The sequence below is a fragment of the Halopseudomonas xiamenensis genome (assembly GCF_014219065.1).
In the GTDB taxonomy this organism is placed as follows: Bacteria; Pseudomonadota; Gammaproteobacteria; order Pseudomonadales; family Pseudomonadaceae; genus Halopseudomonas; species Halopseudomonas xiamenensis.
In genome coordinates this window covers 55,966-78,901 of sequence record NZ_JACLGO010000014.1, presented here as the reverse complement: position 1 = coordinate 78,901, position 22,936 = coordinate 55,966, and the positions used below count along the sequence as shown (strand labels likewise).

16 protein-coding genes are annotated in these 22,936 nt (G+C 62.8%); 11 read left to right on the top strand and 5 right to left on the bottom strand.

All coding sequences use genetic code 11. The annotated features are described in order from the left end of the window. Positions 1-198: 198 nt before the first annotated feature. From rsmD to H6X51_RS11140, 3 genes are read right to left on the bottom strand one after another with little or no spacing between them, the layout of a single operon-like run. Positions 199-786, bottom strand: a complete 588-nt coding sequence (rsmD, locus tag H6X51_RS11150; RefSeq protein ID WP_185267601.1) for a 16S rRNA (guanine(966)-N(2))-methyltransferase RsmD — start codon at positions 784-786, stop codon at positions 199-201. Next, positions 783-2,351 (bottom strand): M16 family metallopeptidase, encoded by a 1,569-nt coding sequence (locus tag H6X51_RS11145; RefSeq protein WP_185267600.1) that lies wholly within the window; start codon positions 2,349-2,351, stop codon positions 783-785. Before H6X51_RS11145 ends, rsmD begins: the two co-directional genes overlap by 4 nt. Beyond that, complete coding sequence (locus H6X51_RS11140) at positions 2,351-3,712, bottom strand: M16 family metallopeptidase (RefSeq protein WP_185267599.1); 1,362 nt, start codon at positions 3,710-3,712, stop codon at positions 2,351-2,353. The genes H6X51_RS11145 and H6X51_RS11140 overlap by 1 nt, the downstream gene beginning before the upstream one ends. 1,042 nt (positions 3,713-4,754) lie before the next feature. Between H6X51_RS11140 and ltrA the strand changes: the two genes are divergently transcribed. The 7 genes from ltrA (at position 4,755) to hemN (ending at position 13,029) form a co-directional block, all read left to right on the top strand. Further along, positions 4,755-6,503 carry a group II intron reverse transcriptase/maturase gene (ltrA, locus tag H6X51_RS11135; protein WP_185267598.1) on the top strand — a complete coding sequence of 583 codons (1,749 nt, stop codon included), beginning with the start codon at positions 4,755-4,757 and terminating at the stop codon, positions 6,501-6,503. Positions 6,504-6,660: 157 nt separating this feature from the next. Further along, on the top strand, positions 6,661-7,899 hold the full coding sequence (gene ftsY, locus H6X51_RS11130) for a signal recognition particle-docking protein FtsY (RefSeq protein ID WP_185267597.1): 1,239 nt from the start codon (positions 6,661-6,663) through the stop codon (positions 7,897-7,899). A gap of 4 nt (positions 7,900-7,903) precedes the next feature. Further along, positions 7,904-8,566 carry a cell division ATP-binding protein FtsE gene (gene ftsE / locus H6X51_RS11125; protein WP_185267596.1) on the top strand — a complete coding sequence of 221 codons (663 nt, stop codon included), beginning with the start codon at positions 7,904-7,906 and terminating at the stop codon, positions 8,564-8,566. Between the two features lies 1 nt (position 8,567). Further along, complete coding sequence (gene ftsX / locus H6X51_RS11120) at positions 8,568-9,569, top strand: permease-like cell division protein FtsX (protein ID WP_185267595.1); 1,002 nt, start codon at positions 8,568-8,570, stop codon at positions 9,567-9,569. Between the two features lie 128 nt (positions 9,570-9,697). Further along, a complete protein-coding gene (gene rpoH / locus H6X51_RS11115; RefSeq protein ID WP_185267594.1) occupies positions 9,698-10,561 on the top strand; it encodes an RNA polymerase sigma factor RpoH in 864 nt (287 codons plus the stop codon). A 67-nt stretch (positions 10,562-10,628) separates the two neighbouring features. Beyond that, positions 10,629-11,228: a hypothetical protein gene (locus H6X51_RS11110; RefSeq protein ID WP_185267593.1), complete on the top strand. Its 600-nt coding sequence runs from the start codon at positions 10,629-10,631 to the stop codon at positions 11,226-11,228. Between the two features lie 412 nt (positions 11,229-11,640). Next, positions 11,641-13,029 carry an oxygen-independent coproporphyrinogen III oxidase gene (gene hemN, locus H6X51_RS11105; protein ID WP_185267592.1) on the top strand — a complete coding sequence of 463 codons (1,389 nt, stop codon included), beginning with the start codon at positions 11,641-11,643 and terminating at the stop codon, positions 13,027-13,029. A gap of 244 nt (positions 13,030-13,273) precedes the next feature. Here the strand turns inward: hemN and H6X51_RS11100 are convergent, their stop codons facing one another. Continuing rightward, positions 13,274-16,264: a bifunctional diguanylate cyclase/phosphodiesterase gene (locus tag H6X51_RS11100; RefSeq protein WP_185267591.1), complete on the bottom strand. Its 2,991-nt coding sequence runs from the start codon at positions 16,262-16,264 to the stop codon at positions 13,274-13,276. A gap of 133 nt (positions 16,265-16,397) precedes the next feature. Next, on the bottom strand, positions 16,398-16,988 hold the full coding sequence (locus tag H6X51_RS11095; protein WP_221627319.1) for an IMPACT family protein: 591 nt from the start codon (positions 16,986-16,988) through the stop codon (positions 16,398-16,400). A gap of 111 nt (positions 16,989-17,099) precedes the next feature. Between H6X51_RS11095 and H6X51_RS11090 the strand changes: the two genes are divergently transcribed. From H6X51_RS11090 to H6X51_RS11075, 4 genes are all read left to right on the top strand, one after another. Next, positions 17,100-17,807: a response regulator transcription factor gene (locus tag H6X51_RS11090; RefSeq protein WP_185267589.1), complete on the top strand. Its 708-nt coding sequence runs from the start codon at positions 17,100-17,102 to the stop codon at positions 17,805-17,807. After that, positions 17,804-19,141, top strand: coding sequence for a sensor histidine kinase (locus H6X51_RS11085; RefSeq protein ID WP_185267588.1), 1,338 nt, complete (start codon positions 17,804-17,806; stop codon positions 19,139-19,141). Before H6X51_RS11090 ends, H6X51_RS11085 begins: the two co-directional genes overlap by 4 nt. Positions 19,142-19,289: 148 nt before the next feature. Then, the gene (locus H6X51_RS11080) at positions 19,290-21,371 is read left to right on the top strand and encodes a TonB-dependent receptor domain-containing protein (protein WP_185267587.1); all 2,082 of its coding nucleotides are present in this window, start codon (positions 19,290-19,292) and stop codon (positions 21,369-21,371) included. Between the two features lie 90 nt (positions 21,372-21,461). Next, the gene (locus tag H6X51_RS11075) at positions 21,462-22,760 is read left to right on the top strand and encodes a class I SAM-dependent methyltransferase (protein ID WP_185267586.1); all 1,299 of its coding nucleotides are present in this window, start codon (positions 21,462-21,464) and stop codon (positions 22,758-22,760) included. The last annotated feature ends 176 nt before the right edge of the window (positions 22,761-22,936 follow it).

Here is a 22,936-nt window from a genome sequence, read left to right as displayed (position 1 = left end):
GTACCGGAGGGCAGATGGTAGCGTAATGACCCCGTCGCGGCAAAACGGAAAACCGCATCAAAGCCTGCCCGGCAGGCTGTCGGGGCCGGGGGGGCAGCTTTCGGGTTGTCGCGCGCCTGCGCGACGACAGGGGTGAGTTGGCCGCGAGGCCGCAGGCGTAGCGCCCGAACGCGGACCGGGGGGCTACACCCCCAGGCGCTACACCCGGGTAGGTTGCTGTCGCTGCCACAGGCTGTACCAGACCTGCCCGGCTTTCTTGTTCCGATGCAGCTGCCAGTTCGCTGGCCAGCTCAGGCGCTCCGGTGCGGTTTCGCTTTCGGTGTAGATGAGGGCGTTGGCGCTCAGCCAGCCGTTGGCTTCCAGCGCGGTGCAGGCCGGGATCAGCAGGTCCTGGTGAAAGGGCGGGTCGATAAACACCACATCGAAGGGCGCCTCCGGCGTGCCGGCCAGCAGGCCCAGGGCATCCTGTTGACGTACTTCGCCACGCTCGCAGTGCAGGGTCTGCAGATGGCCGCGCAGCGTTGCCACCACCTCGCGGCTCAGGTCGCAGGCCAGTACCCGGGCGGCGCCGCGGGACAGGGCTTCCAGGGTCAGGGCGCCGCTGCCGGCGAACGGGTCGAGGCAGTGTGCTCCTTCGATATCCCCGCTCAGCCAGTTGAACAGCGTCTCCCGGACCCGGTCGGGGGTGGGCCGCAGCCCGGGTTGCTCGGTGAAGCTGAAACGACGGCTGCGCCACTCGCCGGCGATGATGCGCAGCTGGCTCTGGCGGGCTTTGGTTTGCTTCATGCCTGCGGCTCCGCGAGGGCCGGGTCGGCATCCAGTGGCGCCGGTGCCTCACCCTGGCTCGGCAGATCCTCCGGGTCCTGCTGGATGACCAGCGCCGGACCGACGGTGATGACCAGCCGCCGGTCGGGGTGGAAGTGCCGGGCGAAGGCGTCGCGGATATCCTCGGTGGTCAGTGCCTGCACCTGGTCGAGGAACAGCTGCAGGTGATTCAGCGGCAGGCCGTAGAAACCGATCACCCCGAGCTGGGCGACGATGGCGGCATTGTTGGCGGTACTCAGCGGGAACTCGCCATTGATCTGTCGCTTGGTGCGCAGCAGTTCGGCCTCGGTCGGCCCTTCGCTGATGAATTCGTCGAGGCTCTGGTGGATTACCGACAGCGCCAGGTCCACCTGGTCGGCACGGGTCTGCATGCTGACCATCACCGGGCCGGTGGCCTGCATCGGTACCAGCCGGCTGCTGACCGAGTAGGACAGGCCGCGGCTCTCGCGGATTTCCTGCATCAGCCGTGAGCCGAAGCCCGAGCCGCCGAGAATCTGGTTGCCGACGTACAGCGCCGCATAGTCCGGGTCGTGCCGGCTGATGCCATGCTGGCCGACCAGGATATGGGTCTGCTGGCCGTTGAAGTCGATATGCCGGTGGCTGGAGGCAATCGGCAGCGGCTCGCCGATGGGGGCGGCGGCCGGACCCTGGGGCAGGGCATCGGCCAGCCGCTGGGCAATGCGCTCGGCGCGCTCGCGGTCGATGGCGCCGACCAGCGCGATCACCGCGTTGCCGGCGCTGTAGTACTGCTGGTGGAACTGACGCAGCGTGTCGGGATTCAGTTCGGCCAGGCTCTCGGCGGTGCCTTCGGGCAGGCTGCCATAGGGGTGCTGCGCATACAGGTCAGCCCAGAAGGCCTCGCTGGCCAGTGCCGAAGGGCGCTGCAGGCGGAACTGCAGGCTGGCCAGCAGCTGGTTGCGCAGGCGCTCGAAGGCATCCGCGGGGAAGCTCGGGCGGGCGATGACCTCGGCGAACAGCGCCAGTGCTGGGTCGAGCTTGTCCGCGGCGGTCAGGCTGCGCAGGCCGGCCAGTGCCATGTCCCGGTGCGAGCTGTTGGAAAACTCGGCACCCAGCCGCTCGAAGCCGGCGGCGATGGCACCGGCGTCCTTGTTGCCGCTGCCCTCGTTGAGCATGGCGTTGGTCATGGTCGCCAGCCCCGGCAGCTCGCCGTCGCGGCTGGCGCCGGCAGCGAACAGCAGTTGCACGTCGAGCATCGGGAGCTCCTCGGCGGGCATGAAGTAGACCCGCGTGCCCTGGCTGGTGGTCCAGTGCTGCAGGTCCAGGTTGCGCCGGGCCGGCGGTTGCTGCAGGTCGATGTGCTGCAGCGAATCCAGTTCGGGCAGCAGTTCCTCTACCGCATCGGGCTGCGCCTCGGGGTCGGCCGCGGCGACCGGCTGGCTGGTCTGCTCGGGTGCCGGCTGTGGTGCCTCTGGTGCCGGTTCGCGCAGCAGCAACAGCGCTGCGACCAGGGCGATCAACAGCAGCAGAATCAGCGCCCAGCGCCGTTTGGATGTTGCAGCGGCCATCAGCGCTCCTCCTCGGTGGCAACAGGCAGAATATGCGCGCGGGTCAGGCGCTCGGGTACCAGGTAACGCCGGGCGACCTCGCTGATCTGCTCCGGGGTGATCGCCTCCAGCGCGGCAATGTCCTCATCCAGCAGGGTCCACGGCAGGCCGATGCTTTCCAGCATGCCGATCTGGTTGGCCTGGTGACTGATGCTGTCCTGGGCGTAGACCAGCTGCGCAGTCATCTGCGCCTGCACCCGGTTGAGTTCTTCCTGGCTTGGCGGCGTCTGTTTGAGCTCATCGATCTGCTCCCAGAGTGCCTGTTCCAGCTGTTCGAGGCTGACCTGACGGGACTGGTTGGGTACCCCGGAGAGGAAGAACAGGCTGTCGCCGCGGGCGAAGCCTTCATAGTTGGCCGAGGCGGCGGTGGCCACGGCATCGGCACGCTCCAGGCGGCTGGCCAGGCGGGCGCTGTAGCCGCCATCGAGCACCGCTTCGAGTAGGCGCAGGGCGTGTACTTCCCAGGCCTGTTCGGCGGTACTCAGGGTGGGCACGTTGAAGCCGAGCAGCAGGCTGGGCATCTGCACCGGCAGGTTGACGGTCAGGCTGCGTTCACCACCGGCGGGCAGTTCCAGCGGCGCCCTGGCAGCAGGGCTGGGCGTATTGTCCAGCGGGCCGAAGTAGCGTTCGACCAGGCTGCGCACCGCCTCCAGCTGGACATCGCCGACCACCACCAGGATGGCATTGCTCGGTTGGTAATAACGCCGATACCACTCGCGCAGATCCTCCACGCTGAGGCGGTCCAGGTCATGCATCCAGCCGATCACCGGCTGGGCGTAGGGGCTGGCCATGTGCGCCAAGGTCAGGAAGCGCTCGTAGGCCAGGCTGCTGGGGTTGTCGTCCACGCGCAGGCGGCGCTCCTCCTTGATCACCTCCATCTCGCGCAGGAACTCGTCCTCGGGCAGGGTCAGACCGTGCATGCGTTCGGCTTCCAGCTCCAGGGCGATGGCCAACTGATCCCGGCTGAGCACCTGGTAGTAGGCGGTGTAGTCGCGGCTGGTGAAAGCGTTTTCCTGGGCACCGAGGCTGCTCAGCAGGTGCGAGGCCTGGCCCGGCGCCAAGCGCTCGCTGCCCTTGAACATCATGTGCTCCAGGGCGTGGGACAGTCCGGTGCGGCCCGGTGGCTCATAGCTGCTGCCGACCCGGTACCACAGTTGAGAGACCACCACGGGGGCGCGATGGTCCTCGCGGACGATGACCTTGAGGCCATTGTCCAGGGTGAATTCGTGGGTTGGCTGTCGGGTGTCGTTGGCCTGGACACTGCTGGTCAGGCCGACCAGCAGTAATAGAATGAAAAATAATGAGCGCCGCGCCATGTGCATCTGGAGTCCTGTGGCTAGAGGGTCATACCGTCGATAGCGGAAGTGGGGTAGGATAACCCAACCTGTGCGACACGTGTCGCGCTCGTGACGTAGGGTAGCTGGCCTGTTTGATGTCAACTTGTTGAAAAACAAGAAAAAACAGCATATTGAAGTTGCTAGTAAGCACAAGGGTACGGTGGCGGAGCTGCTGTATCTCTAGGCACATAGATGCCGTAAAATCCGCGTTTTATGGTTGAAATTTGACCAAAACGTGGTGACTGCAACATTTGGAAACAAATTGGTTGCAGCTAAAAAAACGTGCCCTAGGGGCGGCGTACTGCCCCTGCCTAGGGACAGTTGCGCCTGCCTTACCCTCGCTGAGAAGCGCAGGTGCAACTCAATACCAGAGCGCAAAGCTCTTCATCGAAATGTCGGGACGAAGCATCAGCATCGTTATCCGACCCAGCATATGCCTGCTGGTCTGCTAGGAAGGCATGCATACGGGGCCAACCTGTATGTGTGAAGCCCTTCTGACAATGTCTTGATAATCCATCCGCGAGGAAGGAATTTTCCTGTGAGCTATACGCAGGGACAGGGCTAGCAGCAGTAACCGCATGACTAACGCATGTAAATTCTCGACAGACCCCTCGTCATTATCGACGGGCCTACGATAGCTATCGGCCCCAGCCAAACGGCAACGCAGCTGGTTATTCCTGTAGGTTAAGGGAATACGGCATCGACACAGCTGCCGGGGGAAAGAGAAAGTCTAAACGGTGAAGTGGTTCGATGATGGGAACGTGGAAATCCTGACCATCCGCCAGTCGCACTGGCAAGCCAAGCGTAAGCAAGGCCCATGGGTGTGAGGAAGAGGAGGCAACAAAAAGCAAATGTCGGGCTGTAATGGTTCGAATAGCGGGTGAAACATACCGACGCCAGAAATGGTGGCCCACTTGTTGCTGGTTTATGAGGGCAGAAGTATCTGCTAAAACCTGAATGAAAGACCCAATGGGGAACGGACCTCCCCATTAGGGGTAAGTCCGTCCAGGGTATCTTGGAGGACAGTATGAAAAGTCATAAAGGAACATCTGACTCTGCGTCCCCCACCGCTCAAGGTTGGCACCAGCTGGACTGGAGCCGCATCAACCAAGCGGTGAGGAAGACGCAGCTACAGATTGCTCAGGCTACACGGGACAACGACTGGCGCAGAGTAGGAAGGCTGCAAAGGATGTTGACTCGTTCGTTCCACGGCCGCTGTTGGGCTGTGAAACGGGTGACGGAAAACCGGGGTCGCAAGACGCCGGGGGTCGATGGGCAAACATGGGGTACACCCAAAGCCAAATGGACGGCCGTCAGTAGACTGTCAAGAACGCGCGGGTACAGGCCCATGCCGCTTCGGCGTGTATGGATACCCAAGCCCGGAAAAGCGGAAAAGCGTCCTCTGGGAATTCCCACGATGCTGGACCGCGCAATGCAGGCGTTGTACTTGCTTGCCTTGGAACCAGTGGTGGAAACGACCAGTGACCCGAAGTCGTATGGCTTCCGGTCGGATCGTTCTACTGCTGATGCGATGGTGGAACTATTCCACCTGCTGTCCCCTAAAACGGGCCCGCAGTGGGTTATGGATGCCGACATCAAAAGCTTCTTTGACAGAATCAGTCATGACTGGCTAACCAAGTCCATTCCGATGGACAAGACCATGCTACGAAAATGGCTGAAGGCTGGGGTGGTTGACCAGCACACACTGATGGCAACGGAAGATGGAACGCCACAAGGTGGGATCATCTCACCTTGCCTGGCTAATGCCACCTTGAATGGACTGGAAACCGAGCTGAAAGCACACCTGTGTGAACAGTTCGGGAAAACCAAGGGAAGCAAACTCAAAGTCAATGTGGTGCGTTACGCAGATGATTTCGTGGTACTGGCCAGCTCCAAGGAGTTGCTAGAGGAAACCATCAAGCCGTGGATAGAGTCATTCCTTGCTGTTCGAGGCGTGGAGTTATCAGCGGAAAAGACGCAAGTCACACACATTGAAAATGGGTTTGATTTTCTGGGGTGGAATTTCCGTAAATATTCGCTCAAATCACATCGCAAGGACTCGAAGTTGCTGATCAAGCCCGCCGATAAAAACGTGCAAGCGTTCTACAGGCGGATACGAGAGGTAATCAGGAGTAGCGGAGAGCTGACGCAGGAAGCGCTCATTGGGCGGTTAAATCCAATGCTGCGGGGGTGGGCTAACTATCACTCTCCAGTAGTGGCAAAGGAAACCTTCAGTTCGCTGGATTCATTAATCCATTGGCGGCTCTGGAGGTGGGCAAAACGGCGGCATGCAAATAAGTCTGCCATGTGGATTAGAAAGAAGTACTTTCATTCCATAGGTGGGCGGAACTGGGTGTTTGCCAAACCCTATAAGACTGAACAAGGTGAAGCAGGATACAGGCAGCTTTATCAGCTGGCTGGTACCGCAATCGTGCGCCATAAACGGTTACCTGGGGCGTACAACCCCTTTGACCCGGAGCACGAGCTGAAGTGGGAGGCGCTCAGAATCCAACGGATGCAGCACAAGCTGCGTTACCGGAAACAGGTTCTGTGGCTTTTCATCAGGCAACAAGGCAAGTGCGCCTTGTGCGGGTACGCGATCAGCAAGGAAACAGGTTGGCACGACCACCACATTGTAAGACGTGTGGATGGCGGGCCGGACACGCTGGACAATCGCGCAGTGCTTCACCCCAACTGCCATGCACAGCTGCATAGCCGGCATGGTTCAGTAGCCCTGAGACACAGCGGAATAAGGGACATCCGCTCGTCACCGTAACCGGGTCAGTGTAGACTGGCTCTTTCATAGGCTTGAGCCGTATGCGAGGAAACTCGCACGTACGGTTCTTAGGGGGGGATAGGCCAGTAATGGCCCGTCCCTACCCGACTCAACGCGCAGGCCAAATGCCTGCGCCAGACTCAGATAGTGATCGTCAATGTTTGGTTCCAAAGACAAGCCAGAACACCCCGAACAGGACTCTGCGCGTAACGACGACGGCAAGGCCGGCAAGAAAGGTCTGTTCGGCTGGATGCGCCGCAAGGCCGATGAGCCGGCGGCCGAGCAGCCGCCAGCGTCACCGGCACCAGAGCCACAGGATGCCGCCCCGCAGGCCGCCTCTGCAGTGCCTGCCGAGCAACCGGCCACGCCACCGGCCAGTCACGACCAGGCCGCCCGCCAGGCGGCTGAAGAGCTGTTTTCCGGCCTCGGCGAGGCGCCGGCGCCGGTAGCCGAACCGCAGCAGGCGGCCGAGCCCAAGGGGTTCTTTGCGCGCATGCGGGCGGGGCTGTCGAAGACCAGCGCCAACCTCGGCGAGGGCATGGCCAACCTGTTCCTCGGCGAAAAGGAAATCGACGACGAACTGCTGGAGGAGATGGAGACCCGGCTGCTGATGGCCGACGTCGGCATCGAGGCCACCACCCTGATCATGGAGTCGCTGCAGCAGCGTGTGCGCCGGCGCGAGCTGTCCAACCGCAACGCGCTGTACCGCGCGCTGCAGAACGAACTGGAAAGCCTGCTGAGCCATGTCGCCAAACCGATGCAGGTCGATGCCGGCAAACAGCCCTATGTGATCCTGGTGGTGGGCGTCAACGGCGTCGGCAAGACCACCACCATCGGCAAGCTGGCCAAGCGCCTGCAAGGCGAGGGCAAACAGGTGATGCTGGCCGCCGGTGACACCTTCCGCGCCGCTGCGGTGGAGCAGCTGCAGGTCTGGGGCGAGCGCAACAGCATTCCGGTGATCGCCCAGCACACCGGCGCGGACTCCGCCTCGGTGGTGTTCGACGCGCTGCAGGCAGCCAAGTCCCGCGGCGCGGACGTGCTGATCGCCGACACCGCCGGCCGCCTGCACAACAAGGACAACCTCATGGACGAGCTGAAGAAGGTCAAGCGCGTGCTGGCCAAGCTCGATGCCGAGGCACCGCATGAGGTGCTGCTGGTACTGGATGCCGGCACCGGGCAGAACGCCATCAGCCAGACCAAGCTGTTCGACCAGGCGGTGGGACTGACCGGCCTGGTGCTGACCAAGCTCGACGGCACCGCCAAGGGCGGGGTGATCTTCGCCCTGGCCAAGCAGTTCGGCCTGCCGATCCGCTTCATCGGCGTCGGCGAGCAGATCGACGACCTGCGGCCGTTCACCGCGCCGGAGTTCGTCAAGGCCCTGTTCGGTCGCGAGTGACGCCATGATCCGTTTCGATCAGGTCAGCAAGCGTTATCCCAACGGCCATCAGGGCCTGGACAGTCTGAGCTTTCATATCCGCACCGGGGAGATGGTGTTCATCACCGGCCATTCCGGCGCGGGCAAGAGTACCCTGCTCAAGCTGATCATGTGCATGGAGCGGCCGACCTCCGGGCACGTGCATGTTGGCGGGCAGAACCTGCGCGACCTGGGCAGCCATGACATTCCCTACCTGCGTCGCCAGGTCGGCGTGGTGTTCCAGAACCACCAGCTGCTGTTCGACCGTACGGTGTTCGACAATGTGGCGCTGCCGCTGATCATCAACGGCACGCCGCGCGACGAGATTGGCCGCCGGGTACGCGCGGCGCTGGACAAGGTCGGCCTGCTCAAGCGCGAGAACATGTACCCGATTTCCCTGTCCGGCGGTGAGCAGCAGCGGGTCGGTATTGCCCGGGCGGTGGTGCACAAGCCGGCGCTGCTGCTGGCCGACGAGCCCACCGGCAACCTCGATCCGGAGCTGTCGGCGGAAATCATGGGGCTGTTCGAGGACTTCAACCGAGTTGGCGTGACGGTGATCATCGCCAGCCACGACCTGCCGTTGATCGCCCAGCTGGATCACCGCATGCTGACGCTCAGCGAAGGCCGCCTGCTGGCGGATGGGGACTGACATGGCGGCGAATCAGAAACCCGTGGACAAGCGCAGCCAGAAAGCTGCCAGCGGCGCGGCGCGTTCCAGTCGCAGCTGGCGGCATCCGCTGCGCAGCTGGGTAAGCAGCCACCGTGACAGCACCCGGCTGGCACTGCGGCGTATCGGCGACTATCCGTTCAGTACCCTGATGATCGTCCTGGTCATGAGCATCGTCCTGGCCCTGCCGATGGGGCTGGCGGTACTGATCGACCAGGTCGAGCGCCTGGGCATCGACTGGCAGCGCGCGGCGCAGCTGTCGGTGTACCTGGAGGACGGCGTCGAGGCCGATGCCGCCCAGGCGCTGCAGGCCGAGATCGAGGCGCTTGAGGACGTGGCCTCTACCCAATTGCTCGACCGTGAACTGGCGCTGGCGGAGTTCCAGCAGCATTCCGGGCTGGGCGATGCCTTGCAGCAACTGGCCTACAATCCGCTGCCGGATGTGATCCTGGTCATGCCGCAGAGCATCGAGGGTGGCGCTTCGGCGCTGCAGCCGCTGCGCGACCGCCTGGCGCAGCTGCCGGGGGTGGATGAGGTGCAGATCGACCTGCTGTGGGTCGAGCGGTTGACCTCGATCCTGGCCATGTTCGAGCGTTTTACCGGTGGCTTGGCGGTGCTGCTGGTGCTGGCGCTGCTACTGGTGATGGCCAATACCATCCGCCTGGCGATCGAGAGCCGGCGCAACGAGATCCTGGTGATCAAGCTGGTCGGCGGCACCGATGCCTTCGTGCGACGACCGTTCCTGTACCTGGGCGTATTCTATGGCCTGCTCGCCGGGCTGCTGGCCTGGTTATTACTGGCGGCTGGGCTGAGCTGGCTGAACGTCACCGTGCGCCAGGTGGCGGCGTTGTACCAGAGCGATTTTGCCCTGTCCGGCATGCCGCTGGCCGATGGCCTGGTGCTGCTGGCCGGGGCTATGCTGCTCGGCCTGGCCGGTGCGTGGCTGGCGGTGGGGCGGCATATTCGCGATATCGAGCCGCGGTAACAGAGTATGTATTTTTTATTAACATGTTGATTTTAAAGTAAAAATCAATGGATTGCGGAACTTGTTCGAGCGTTCCATGTCCTAGCATGTGGTGATACACTGGTGCGTCATTTATTTGGAGTTCAAGCATGAGCACTGCTTTGCAGCCCGTACATAACCTGATTCCAGGTGCCAACCTGGAGGCCTATGTTCAGACCGTAAGCAGCATCCCGATACTCAGTGTCGAGGAGGAGCGCGAACTGGCTGATCGTTTGTTCTATCAGCAGGATCTGGAGGCGGCCCGACAACTGGTCATGTCGCACCTGCGCTTCGTCGTGCACATCGCGCGCAGCTATTCCGGGTATGGCCTGGCCCAGGCTGACCTGGTCCAGGAAGGTAACGTTGGCCTGATGAAGGCGGTCAAGCGCTTCAACCCGGAAATGGGTGTGCGCCTGGTGTCCTTCGCCGTGCACTGGATCCGTGCCGAGATCCACGAATTCATCCTGCGCAACTGGCGCATCGTCAAGGTGGCGACCACCAAGGCCCAGCGCAAGCTGTTCTTCAACCTGCGCAGCGCCAAGAAGAAACTGGCCTGGCTGACCCATGACGAGGTCAACGCGGTGGCCGAGGACCTGGGCGTGGCCGCCCGCGAGGTGCGCGAAATGGAAAGCCGCCTGTATGGCCAGGACCTGGGCTTCGACGGCGCCGATGACGATGATGACGACACCGCCTACGCGCCGGTGCATTATCTGGAAGACAAGCGCTACGACCCGGCCACCCAGCTGGAGAGCGCCGACTGGAGCGACAGTTCCAGCCAGCAGCTGCAGCAGGGCCTGGCCCAGCTCGACGAGCGCAGCCGGGATATTCTCTACCAGCGCTGGCTGGCCGAGGAAAAGGCCACCCTGCATGAACTGGCGGCCAAGTACCAGGTCTCGGCGGAGCGTATCCGCCAGCTGGAGAAGAACGCCATGAACAAGTTGAAGAAGCACATCAGCGTCGATGACGCTGCCTGAGACTATCGCTTGAAGCGCAAGGGCATCCCCAGGGATGCCCTTTGTTTTTCTGACAGAGAGGAACTGCATGAACGCACGCATGGGTGTACGTATCGGGACGCTGGTTGCAGTGGTGCTGTTGTCGCTGCTGGCGCTCGATCAGTGGCGCGCCGAGCAGGAGCAGCATGGGCAGCCGCTGGCCTGGAAGCAGCAGTACCAGGCCAGCCTGTGGACGCCGGTGCGCGAGCGCGTGCTGACCCTGGCCGAGGTCGGACGGATACTCGGCGAAGGCAGTCTGTGGATGATCAGCGCCGATGGTGAACCGCGTCTGGTCAGCCGTCATCCGCTGGACTCCGATGGCCAGCGCTGGCGGGTGCAGGCGGTCATCGGCCTGGACCAGCAGCAGACCGACAGCCTGGTCGAGGCCCAGGCCTGGCAGCCAGACATGCCGGACCAGGCGGTATCCCCGGCGGTGGGTGCGGCGCTGGCGCAGTACCCGGTGGAGCGCCTCAGCCTGCTTCCCGAGAAGCCGCTCCGGCTGCGCGATATCGAGGCCACCTTCGGCCCGGCCGAGCTGCGCATGCCGGTGGAGGTCGGCGAGGCCTGGATCTATGCCCGCGAGGGCGTGGTGGTCGCGGTCAGCGATGGGCAGGCCCACTCGATCATGTTCGGTTTGCGGGAGGATTAGGTGTCATGTTGTTCGCTTGAGGGCTTTCCCCATCCCTGAGCTGACCTGAAACAATACGGTGTTGCTTTTCTCTACCTGGTCATCCTTTCTCTACCTCGCCATTCTTTCTCTTCTCTACCTCGTCATCCTTCGCGTAGGCGAAGGATCCACCGGGCCACTCTGAGTCAACCGGAACGGTGGATCCTCGGCCTTCGCCGAGGATGACGGTGTGGAGGTGAAGGATGACGGTGTGGGAGAAGGATGATGGTGTGGGGGGAAGGGTGATGTTGTGGAGACCGAAGAGTGACGTGCAGTGATCAGCAGGCGCAACATGCCTTGACCCGCCTCAATGCAAAGCCGGATTCCTTGCTTTACACTTTCCCTCACGTGATTTGCCAGACCGACGTCGCCAGATGATGAGGGCGAGAGACCCATGACGCAGAAAATCAGCTTCAACCGTGCCCTGATCGAGAAGTACGATCGCCCGGGGCCGCGCTACACTTCCTACCCCACCGCACCGCAGTTCCACCAGGCTTTCGCCATGGATGATTACCGCGCCGCGGCCAGGGCCAGCAATGCCGCCGAAACGCCCAAGTGCCTGTCGGTGTACATCCATATCCCGTTCTGCAAGAGCCTGTGCTACTACTGCGCCTGCAACAAGATCATCACCCACAAGACCGAGCGGGCGGTGGAGTACCTCGAATACCTCAAGCGCGAGATCGCCATGCAGGCGGCGCTGTTCGACAAGTCGCGCAAGCTGACCCAGCTGCACCTGGGTGGTGGGACGCCGACCTACCTGACCAGCGAGCAGCTGGCGGACCTGATGGCCACATTGCGCGCCTCGTTCAACATGGACGACAGCGATGAGCATGAGTTCTCGCTGGAGGTCGATCCGCGCACCGTCTCCCCGGTGCAGATCCACCAGTTGCGTGCGCTGGGCTTCAACCGCCTGAGTTTCGGTGTGCAGGACTTCGACGAGGCGGTACAGGCCGCGGTCAATCGCCTGCAGAGCGAGGAGCAGACCCGCGAGCTGGTGCAGGCTGCGCGCGAGGCGCAGTACAAGTCGGTGAGCGTTGACCTGATCTACGGCCTGCCGCTGCAGACCGTACAGAGTTTCAATGCCACCCTGGACAAGATCATCGACATGCGCCCCGATCGCATCGCCGCCTACAGCTACGCACACCTGCCGGACCTGGTGCGCGCGCAGCGGCTGATCCGCCCGCAGGACATGCCGCCGCCGGAGCGCAAGCTGGAGCTGCTGGAGCTGACCATCGAGCGGCTCACCAGCGCCGGTTACGTCTATATCGGCATGGACCACTTCGCGTTGCCCGACGACGAGTTGGCGCTGGCCCGCGAGAACGGTACGCTGCAACGCAACTTCCAGGGGTACTCCACGCACGCCGACTGCGACCTGATCGGTATCGGCGTGTCGTCCATCGGCAAGGTGGACAACACCTACAGTCAGAGCGTCAAGGAGCTGTCGCAGTACTATGCACGGATCGACGCGGGCCTGCTGCCGATCCACCGCGGCTATACCCTCAGCGAGGATGACTGCCTGCGACGCGAGGTGATCCTCGACCTGATGTGCCAGGGGCGGATCGACTTCGGCAAGTTCGAGGAGCACTACGGTATCGACTTCCAGGCCTACTTCGCCGATGCCCTCGAGCAGTTGGCCGAGCCGGTCGCCGATGGCCTGGTGGCGATCAGCGACCGGGAGTTGTTGCTGTTGCCCGAGGGCCAGCTGATGCTGCGCAATGTGGCGATGGCCTTCGATGCCTATCTGGGCGCCGCGCAGAAGGGCAATTTCTCACGTACGGTGTGAGCTGTGTAGGGGTGGTGCCCCGCCGCGATTTGCAGGCCCGCTATCGCGGCGGGGCGCTGCTCCCACAAAAAATGGCCGGGAGCCATTTTTGACGCCACGCAGTGGCGGCCTGCAGGGTGGTCGCCAGGGATGGCAGGCCACAAAAACAGCGGCCTGCCCCTCCGCTGTGGGAGGCCCGCCTCGGGCCGATGGTGCCCCGAACCCACACACATGATTCGAGTCGCCATGCTTGCCTGATGAGAGCTCAGTGCTGCAGTAGCTCGCGCTCGAACTCCTCGATAGCCATCGGCCGACCGAACAGATAGCCCTGGAAGTTGTGGCAGCCGCGCTCCTGCAGGGCGTCGCGCTGCGCCTGGGTCTCGACGCCTTCGGCCAGTACCGACAGGCCCATGCGCTCGGCCAGCAGTATGATCATCTGGGCGATTTCGCCGCTGTTGGGGTCCAGCAGGATGCTGTGGACGAAGCTCTGGTCGATCTTCAACTGGTCCAGTGGCAACCGGCTCAGGTAGGTCAGCGAGGAATAGCCGGTGCCGAAGTCGTCCAGCGAGAAGCAGACGCCCAGGCGCTTCAACTCGTTCATCTTGCCGATGGTGCTTTCTATCTCATCGACCAGTGCGCTCTCGGTCAATTCCAGCTTCAGGCGCTGCGCCGGAGCACCGGTGCGTTGCAGTATCTGCCGTACCTGGGCGACGAAGTCGGGCTGGCTCAACTGGTTGGCGCTGACGTTGACCGCCAGGCTCAGTTGGGCAGTGTGTGGGTCGTCGGCCCAGCGGGCCAGTTGCCGGCAGGCGGTTTCCAGCACCCAGTGGCCGAGCGGCAGGATCAGACCGTTTTCCTCGGCTACCGGAATGAAGCGCGCCGGGGAGATCATGCCATGTTCCGGATGGGCCCAGCGCACCAGCGCCTCAGCACCGGTGACGTGGCCAGCACCATCGACCTGTGGCTGGTAGTGCAGCACGAACTGCTGTTGTTCCAGGGCAATGCGCAGGCCGGCGTCGATCTCGCTGCGCTCGCGTACCTGGGCCTGCATCCTGGGGTCGAAGAAGCACAGGGTATTGCTGCCGGCGGCCTTGGCCTGGGACATGGCCAGGTCGGCGTTTCTCAGCGGCTCCTCCGACTCCAGGGTATCGCCGATACCGAACAGCGCGATGCCAATGCTGGCCGAGCCGCGGTACTCGCTCTGCGCCAGCAGGTAGGGCTTGGTCAGCGCCGCGAGAATATCCCGGCCGACCAGCTCGGCCTGGCGGGCGGCCTCGATCTCATGGCTGCCCAGGTCATCCAGCAATACCACGAACTCGTCGCCGCCCAGGCGCGCGACCGCATCCTTGTGCGGCACGCAGCCGATCAGGCGGGTGGCGACCAGCTCCAGCAACCGGTCACCGGCGGCATGTCCCTCGGTATCGTTCAGTGTCTTGAAGTTGTCCAGGTCGATCACCAGCAAGGCACCACGGGTCTGGTGGCGCTGGGCCGTGCGCAGGGCATGTTCGAGCCGTTCGAGAAACAGGCGACGGTTGGGCAGCTTGGTCAGCGAGTCGTAGAAGGCCAGGGTGCGCATCTGCTCCTCGGTGGCCTTGCGGGCGGTGATATCCGACAGTGAGGCCACGTAATGAGTGGTCTGGCCCTGTTCATTGCTGACGGCACCGATGGACAGCAATTGCGGATAGATTTCGCCGTTCTTGCGCTTGTTCCAGATCTCGCCCTGCCAGGCGCCATGCTGGTTCAAGGCCTGCCACATGGCGGCGTAGAAATGCTTGTCGTGGCGGCCGGACTGCAGCAGGTTAGGCTGGCGGCCGATGATCTCCTCGGCGCTGTAGCCGGTGATGCGGCTGAACGCCTGGTTGCAGCGCAGGATGTTCAGCTCGGCATCGGTGATCAGCATGCCGACCTGCGACTCGAAGGCGCGGGCGGCGATACGCAGGTCCTCCTCGACCTGCTTGCGGCCACGGATATCCCGGGCTGCGTTGAACAGCAGCGGCTGGCCATCGATCTCCAGTGGCACACTGGTGACCTCGACCGGGAACTCGTGACCGTCGCGGTGGCGGAACAGGGTCTCGAAGGTGATCAGGCGGTTGTACTGCAGCAGGCTGCTGATCAATTGCTCCAGTTCCCTGGGGGTGTGCAGCGCATCCCAGTTGTAGGGCGAGTGATCGGCGGGATCGCCGAGCGGATAGCCGAGCATCTGGTAGAAGGAGTCGCTGGCCTCCAGCAACCGGCCCTGGCTGTCGAGAATGTGAATGCCATCGCTGGCGTGTTGCAACAACATACGGCTGCGGCGGTTGGCCCGGTTACTGGCCTTGATCTGGCGCCACAGCAGCCGGGCGCCGATGCAGGTGACCAACAGGAACAGCAGACCCAGCACCAGGGCCTTGGTCCGATCCCGCCGCCAGGTGACCAGGTAATCATCCTCGCCGAGCCCGGCGACCACGAACACCGGCATCGTCTCCAGTCGGCGGAAGGCATCGGTACGTGCTATGCCATCGGCGGTGCCGTCGCTGTAGAAGATACCGGCCGGGAGGCCGGACTCCAGCAGTTCGGTCAACTCCAGCGAGCCGCCCACCGAGCCGGTATGGCCGGGTGGCGCATCCAGCGGCGGGTGGCGGGCCACCAGTTTCTTGTCCAGGTCGCGCAGCAGGGCGATGCCGTGTGGTCCCAGGTCGAGGCCGGAGATCAGCCGGACGAAATGACTGGCCGGCACCGCCGCGGTGATGACACCGGCAAAGTGGCCATCAGCATCATCGTAGCGCCGGGAGAATACATGCACCCAGTCCTGCGTGAAGCGGCTTTGGATAAGCCTGCTGACCAGCAGACCGGCGTTGGCATTATCCCTGTGGGCGATGAAGAAATCGTCATCGATATATTGGGTGGGGGCATCTGTGTCGGAGCCGAACCTGACCTGGCCCCGGGCATCGGCCACGCGGATGGTGGCAATATCGCTGATCCACTTCTGGCGAGAGGTGATCAGATTATTGACGGCCTCTTCCCGTAGCTCACCGTTGCGCAGCTCGGTCTCCAGGTAGGACTGGATCTCCTGCACCACCAGGCCGATCTCGGTGGCTGCGCCGCTTACACTATGGTCCAGGAGCAGCGCCAGGTTGGTCACATTGGTGCGTACTTCCTCGATCTGGCGTTTGTACGAGGCGTGCAGGGTATACGCCAGCAGCGCGATCATGAACAGGTTCAGGGCCACCACAGTGACCAGCAGCATCGATGCTACGGACTTCAGATTCTGCTGCATGTATGTTTCCTGACAGGTGCGGCACGCCCGGGGGCGGAATTATATCGATGTTACCGAGTGCTGTGGCCCGATAGTGTAGGGGGATCGGCGGGATGCGGCGAGTCCAAATGACGACAATGATGTGTTATTGCCACTATTGATCGAGTAGGCGCCAGTGTAGTTCGCCGCGCGTCGCGGTCAGCAATTGCTCATGCAGTTGCTCGGCGGCTGTGGCAGGCAGGCGCAAGCGCAACTGCACCGTGGCTGCATGCCGGACTTCCAGCAGCTCACCACCGGCCAGGCCCAGCAGATGGCGGGCAATCCCCTCATGCGCGTAGGGCAATTCACAATCGATCACCAGCGTGGGCACATGGGTGATCTTTTCCGCCTGCAGCAGCGCCTGGGCCACCGCATCGGTGTAGGCGCGCACCAGACCACCGGCACCCAGCTTGATACCCCCGTAGTAACGCACCACGGTGGCCAGTACGCCATCGAGCTGTTGATGGCGCAGCACATCGAGCATCGGTCGTCCGGCGGTACCGGATGGCTCGCCATCGTCCACCGCCGCGCTGTGCCCGCCGGCCAGCAGCGCCCAGCATACATGCGTCGCATCCGGATGCTCGGCGCGCAGCGCCGCCACCCGCGCCTGGGCGCTGGCCCGGTCGGCGACAGGTTCAACACAGCCGAGAAAGCGGCTCTTGCGGATTTCCAGGAGACTGGTGACGGGGTGGGCGAGACTGTACATGGGTGCCAGCATACCGGCGAGCAATGTGCATGGACAGCCCGGGGTTGCTGGTTGCCAGTCGCATGCAATTAAGGTGTAGAATGATTCGCATTCATTTGCCGGTCATGTGTCATGTTGCACGCTACCCAGCCCATTACCCGTATTCTTGCCGTTGAAGACGACCCGTTGCTCGCCAGCCATCTGCAGACCCATCTGCAGGGCAGTGGTTACGATGTCACGCTCAGCCACGACGGCGATGAAGGGCTGCGCCTGGCTACCAGCGAGCAGTTCGATCTGATTCTGATGGACATCCTGCTGCCCGGGCGCAACGGCCTGGAGGTATTGCAGCAGCTGCGCAGCAAGCATGGCGTGCCGGTGGTATTGATGTCGGCGCTGGGCGGCGAGCAGAATCGTATCGCCGGCTTCAGCCAGGGAGCCGACGACTACCTGCCCAAGCCCTTCAGCCTCGGGGAGCTGAGCGTACGCATCGAGGCCATCCTGCGCCGGGTGGCCTACGAGCGGCGCGAGCAGGCGCCCCGCGAGTCCACCGATGATCTGCATTTCGATGAAATGGGCTGTGATGTGGCGTTGGCCGGCACGTCGGCGGGGCTCACGCCCAGCGAGTATCGCGTGCTGGAACTGCTCTGGCGGCATATGGACGAGGCATTGAGCAAGCCCTTCCTGTACCAGCAGGCCCTGCGTCGCGGCTATGCCCAGCATGACCGCAGCCTGGACATGCATATCAGCCAGATTCGCCGCAAGCTGCAAGGTATCGGCTACCAGGGCGCACGGGTGGAGACGGTGTGGGGCAAGGGCTACATGCTGGCCCGCCTGGGATGAGACTGCCCAGCCGATACTCGCTGTTGTGGCGGTTGACCGGAATGCTGGCGCTGTTCTGCCTGTTGCTGGTCAGCCTGCACGTCGACCTCGGCCGTTTGCTGATACGCGCAACTTCCTACCTGCCGGCCTCGACCAAGACCATCCTGACCGACTATGCCCGGGAGGCCGAAGCCGCCTGGCAGACAGAGGGTGCACGGGGTGTGGACGGCTTTCTGCTGCGTCTGCGCGCCCGCGAACAGATCTGGGCGGTGGTGGTGGATGGCCAGCGGCAATCACTGTCATCCCGGCCGCTGGAGGAGAGCGAACGGCAACGGCTGCGCTTTCTGCGCCAGCTGGATGGGCAGATGGGGCGGCCCGACGGCACACCGACCTTCGAGCTGCCATTCAGCGATGGTGAGAACCGCCTGGTAATGACCCTGCCCGAACGCCTGAGCCCGCGCAAGTACCGCGAACTATGGGAAGCGTTGCTATACCGGGTATTGCCGGCACTGTTGGCGGTATTGCTCGGCATCCTGCTGTACCGCCTGCTGATCGCCCCGCTGGCGATCCTGCGGCACCAGGCCGTGGCCCTGAGTGCTGGTGACCTGGCGGCGCGGGTCGGGCCGCAGGTGGCCCAGCGCCGGGATGAGCTGGGCGATCTGGCCGGGGCGTTCAACCATATGGCCGGGCGCCTGGAAGATACCCTGACCTTCCAGCGCCAGCTGCTGCGCGATCTGTCCCATGAACTGCGCACCCCGCTCAGTCGCCTGCGGGTAGCCGGTGAGCAAGCCGAGGAGGTGCAGGTACTCGGCCAGCGCCTGGAGCGGGAAGTGGCGACTATGGAACGGCTGATCGCCGATAGCCTGGAACTGGTCTGGCTGGACACCGAGCGCCCAAGCCTGCCGCTGGAGCCGGTGGATGTGGGACATCTGTGGGATGTGTTGCGGGAAAATGCCTGCTTTGAAAGCGGCTGGAGCACCGAGCAGTTGCCCTGCGAGCTGCCAGCCGACTGCTGCGTGCTGGGCAACCTCAACGGCCTGGCCCAGGCCATGGAGAATATCCTGCGCAATGCTATCCGCCATTCATCGGCCGATGGAATGGTGCGTCTGGGTGGCCGGCGCGAGGGTGCCTGCTGGCACCTGTGGATCGAGGACCAGGGGCCCGGCGTCGAGGCGGGCGAGCTGGAAACCATCTTCCAACCTTTCACCCGGCTCAACGCCGCCCGCCCGGGCGGTGATGGCTTCGGCCTGGGACTGGCCATCGCGCGCAGCACGCTGCGCCTGCAAGGGGGAGAGCTGTGGGCTGAGAATCGTGCCCTGGGTCTGCGCCTGAACCTGCGTTTGCAAAGTGTATAAGTTGTAAATTGCATTTACCCGCAAATAGCAATGTATATCATTTGCGTCGATCTGCGCAGGCCGTGGAGCGCCGTCTCCGGTCCTGCGGCGCAGTTACAGCATAAAAATACAGCCAACAGCTCACATCATTCTTATTGGAGAGACAAGCATGTCACGCAGTAAGCGTCCCTTTGCCGGGAGTTCAAAACCACAGTTCAAGAAAACGCTGTTGGCGGTAACCATGGCCTCGGTAGCCTGTTCGGCTGCTGCGCAACAGGCGCAGGAAGCGCTGGACCTGGGTCAGACGGTGGTGACTGCCTCCGGTTTCGAGCAGAACCTGCGGGACGCTCCGGCCGCCATCACGGTCATTTCCCAGGAAGAGCTGAAGAAGAAATCCTATACCGATATCACCGATGCGCTGAAGAACGTCGCCGGTGTGCAGATCAATGGCGGTGGTGTCGAGCAGTCGATCATGCTGCGCGGTATGACCGCTGACTACACCCTGTTCCTGATCGATGGTCGCCCGGCGCAGGGCAACGATGCCTTCAGCGAACGCGGTTCCCAGGCCGGCACTCCGATCAACTTCCTGCCGCCGCTGGAGGCCATCGAGCGCATCGAGGTCATCCGTGGCCCGGCCTCGGCACTGTACGGCTCCGATGCCATGGGCGGGGTGATCAATATCATCACCAAGAAGGTCGGCAAGGAGTTGGCCGGTAGTGTCACCGCTGAATATGCCATGGCTGGCAGCGGTAACGACATCAACGAAGACGGCTTCCAGACCAGCGCTTTCCTGAACATGCCGCTGATCGAGGATGTACTGGGGCTGCAACTGACCGGTTCCTACCTCAACCAGGATGAGAGCAACTTCGTCGGCGGCAGCGACAGCGCCGCCACCGACCCCGAGTACAAGAGAAGAAACGCCGGCGGCAAGCTGTCGTGGAGTCTCAATGAGCAGAACCTGCTGACCCTGGGGCACAGCTATACCCAGCAGGAGCGCTGGAAGAACCCGGGACGCAGTCTTGCCGACGATGCTGACCCGACTTACACCGACTCGGTCAAGAAGAACTACTTCCTGTCCCACGAGGGCAAGTACGGCAACATCTTTACCAACTCCTATATCAACTATGACCAGTCGGAGAACAAGACCACCCTCAACGCCAATACCGGGAATGGTATCGAGTTCGAGGTGATCACCGCCAACACCCAGGCCAGCTGGTTCCTCGGTGCGCATACCCTGACCGGTGGCCTGACCCACAAGTATGAAAACCTGGAGCACGGCAGTAACGGCCTGCGTGAGCCGGTAGTGCCCGATGCGGATGCCGTAGTCAAGATGAACCGCTACCAGAACTCCGTCTTCCTGGAGGATAACTGGAGCCTGACCGACGACCTGATCCTGACCCTGAGTGGCCGTCTGGACGACAACCAGGTCTTCGGCAGCGAGTTCAGCCCCAAGGTCTATGCCGTCTGGCACATGAACGACAACTTCACCCTCAAGGGCGGTGTCACTTCCGGCTACAAGGCACCTGACCTGCGTTCCAGCGCCACCGACTTCGGCTCCACCTCCATGGGTGGGGTGATCATCGGTAACCCGGAGCTGGTCCCGGAAACCAGCCTGAACCGTGAGATCGGTATCCACTACGAGAATTTCGAGCTGGGTCTGGCTGGTTCGTTGACCGCCTATGTGACGGATTATGAAGACAAGATCAACCGCACCGGGCGTGTTTGTCTGCAAAACGAACCCTGCTTCTACAAGGGCAAGGAGTATCCGGCTCACCAGTTCGGCTACACCTCCTACGAGAACGTCGACAAGGCCGAACTGCGGGGCGTGGAATTCACCATGGATTACCGCATCCTGGATAACCTGACTTATCGCCACAGCTACACCTACACCGATACCGAGCAGAAGTCTGGTGAGTACAAGGGCGAGCCGCTGAACAACGTGGCCAAGCACATGTTCAACGCGTCGCTGGACTGGCAGGCTACCGAGCGGGTCAATCTGTGGGTCCAGGGTAACTACCGTGGCAAGACCTCCGGTCGCTGGCAGACCGGTACCAGTGGCTCGCAGAGCAACGGTATCAAGTATCCATCCTACACCTTTGCCGACATGGGTGTGGTATTCAAGCCGCAGGATGACCTGAGTTTGAAAGCCGGTATCTACAACGTCTTCAACAAGGACGTGACGACCGATGGCGATTACCAATACAACCTGGATGGCCGCAAGCTGATCTTCGCTCTGACCAAGAGCTTCTGATCCTCGCGCCTGAAAGCCCCGGCCCCTCTGGTTAATATCCAGAGGGGCTTTTCACGTTGCACAGTGCAGACGATTCGAGGGTGCAAGCACATGAAGAAGGAAGCGGGTTATGTTCTGGATGTGGCCTACCCGGCGCATTTCCACCGGGAGATCCAGCCGGTCTGGCTGACCGCGCTGGCGCAGTTCCTGGGCTCGGCACCGCCGGATATCACCGCACCTTACTCCTATTGCGAGCTGGGCTGCGGCGTCGGCATCAACCTGCTGGTGGCCGCGGCGACCAACCCCCAGGGGCAGTTCGTCGGGGTGGATTTCAATGAACGGCACCTGGCCATCGCCCGGGATGCGGCGCGTTCTATCGGGCTGGATAATATCCGCTTCATCCAGGCCGACTTTGCCCACTTCGCCCGGGACAACAACCTGTTCTTCGACTTCATCGTCAGCCATGGTGTCTGGTCCTGGATCGCCCCGGGCCAGCAGCAGAGCATTCTGCAGCTGCTGCAACGCTCGCTGAAACCCAGGGGGTTGCTGTACCTGCACTACATGTGTCATCCCGGCGCGACGCCGATGATACCGGTGCAGAAGCTGCTCAATGAACTGGCACACCAGCGGGCCGGGAGTGCCGAGCAGAATATCCAGGCCGGGCTCGATCTGCTCGGCCGGCTGGACGCTGGCGGCGCCTTCGTCGACCAGCCTGGGCTCAGTGCCAGGCTGCAGGCCCTGCCGGAAAAGGGCGCGGCCTATCTGGCCCATGACTTTCTCACCGACTACTGGCGACCGCAGCATTCGGCGGATATGCACCGCCTGGCGGCCCAGGCCGGGGTCAGCTTCCTGGGCAGTGCCGATCCCTTCGATAACCTGGAACGGCTGTCCATTCCCGGCAACCTGCAGCCGATTCTGACCAGCATCAGCGCCCCGGCGGTGCGGGAGACGGTAAAGGATCTGGCACGCAACCAGCACCAGCGCCGGGACCTGTTCCAGCGTGACCCGCAACGGCTGACCGCCGAGCAGCATCTGCAGCAGCTGGATGCGCTACGCTTTCGCCTGCTGCCGGGCGCTCCCGGCTCGGGTGCTGTGCACTTCGCCACACCGATAGGGCCGATCAACGGGCCGGAGGAGATATTCTCGCCGCTGCTGCAGGCACTGGCGGCGCGCCCGGCCAGTTTCGGCGAGCTGCGCCAGCTGCCGGTCTTTGCCGGCAATGTCGGCCTGCTCTCGCAGTCCCTGCAGATGCTGATGTGGCGCGGCCATGTCCATCCGCTGCGCCCGGGGCCGGCGGCCAATGCGCAGTGGCTGGGCCGGCTGAATGAATGGATCATCCGGCAGCAGCTGAGGCTGCAGGTGGTCGAGGACTGTGGAACAGCGATCCATCACCCGCTCGACCCGGCGTGAGCATCAGCCCGGTGAGGCCGGTCCGGCTATCCCGACGGAATACGCGATGCTGTTTACTGGAGCCGCTTATCCTTTGCTTCGCCTCCGTTACTCTTTGCTGCTCCCGGCATCCTTCGCCTCGCCCCCGTTTTCTTTGCTTCCCCTTGTCATCCTTCGCACGCTCCCGTCATCCTTCG

Excerpts from the sequence above, each read along its gene's own strand:
- rsmD (WP_185267601.1), bottom strand. The coding sequence starts at position 786 with ATGAAGCAAACCAAAGCCCGCCAGAGCCAGCTGCGCATCATCGCCGGC.
- H6X51_RS11145 (WP_185267600.1), bottom strand. The coding sequence starts at position 2,351 with ATGGCCGCTGCAACATCCAAACGGCGCTGGGCGCTGATTCTGCTGCTG.
- H6X51_RS11140 (WP_185267599.1), bottom strand. The coding sequence starts at position 3,712 with ATGCACATGGCGCGGCGCTCATTATTTTTCATTCTATTACTGCTGGTC.
- ltrA (WP_185267598.1), top strand. The coding sequence starts at position 4,755 with ATGAAAAGTCATAAAGGAACATCTGACTCTGCGTCCCCCACCGCTCAA.
- ftsY (WP_185267597.1), top strand. The coding sequence starts at position 6,661 with ATGTTTGGTTCCAAAGACAAGCCAGAACACCCCGAACAGGACTCTGCG.
- ftsE (WP_185267596.1), top strand. The coding sequence starts at position 7,904 with ATGATCCGTTTCGATCAGGTCAGCAAGCGTTATCCCAACGGCCATCAG.
- ftsX (WP_185267595.1), top strand. The coding sequence starts at position 8,568 with ATGGCGGCGAATCAGAAACCCGTGGACAAGCGCAGCCAGAAAGCTGCC.
- rpoH (WP_185267594.1), top strand. The coding sequence starts at position 9,698 with ATGAGCACTGCTTTGCAGCCCGTACATAACCTGATTCCAGGTGCCAAC.
- H6X51_RS11110 (WP_185267593.1), top strand. The coding sequence starts at position 10,629 with ATGAACGCACGCATGGGTGTACGTATCGGGACGCTGGTTGCAGTGGTG.
- hemN (WP_185267592.1), top strand. The coding sequence starts at position 11,641 with ATGACGCAGAAAATCAGCTTCAACCGTGCCCTGATCGAGAAGTACGAT.
- H6X51_RS11100 (WP_185267591.1), bottom strand. The coding sequence starts at position 16,264 with ATGCAGCAGAATCTGAAGTCCGTAGCATCGATGCTGCTGGTCACTGTG.
- H6X51_RS11095 (WP_221627319.1), bottom strand. The coding sequence starts at position 16,988 with ATGTACAGTCTCGCCCACCCCGTCACCAGTCTCCTGGAAATCCGCAAG.
- H6X51_RS11090 (WP_185267589.1), top strand. The coding sequence starts at position 17,100 with ATGTTGCACGCTACCCAGCCCATTACCCGTATTCTTGCCGTTGAAGAC.
- H6X51_RS11085 (WP_185267588.1), top strand. The coding sequence starts at position 17,804 with ATGAGACTGCCCAGCCGATACTCGCTGTTGTGGCGGTTGACCGGAATG.
- H6X51_RS11080 (WP_185267587.1), top strand. The coding sequence starts at position 19,290 with ATGTCACGCAGTAAGCGTCCCTTTGCCGGGAGTTCAAAACCACAGTTC.
- H6X51_RS11075 (WP_185267586.1), top strand. The coding sequence starts at position 21,462 with ATGAAGAAGGAAGCGGGTTATGTTCTGGATGTGGCCTACCCGGCGCAT.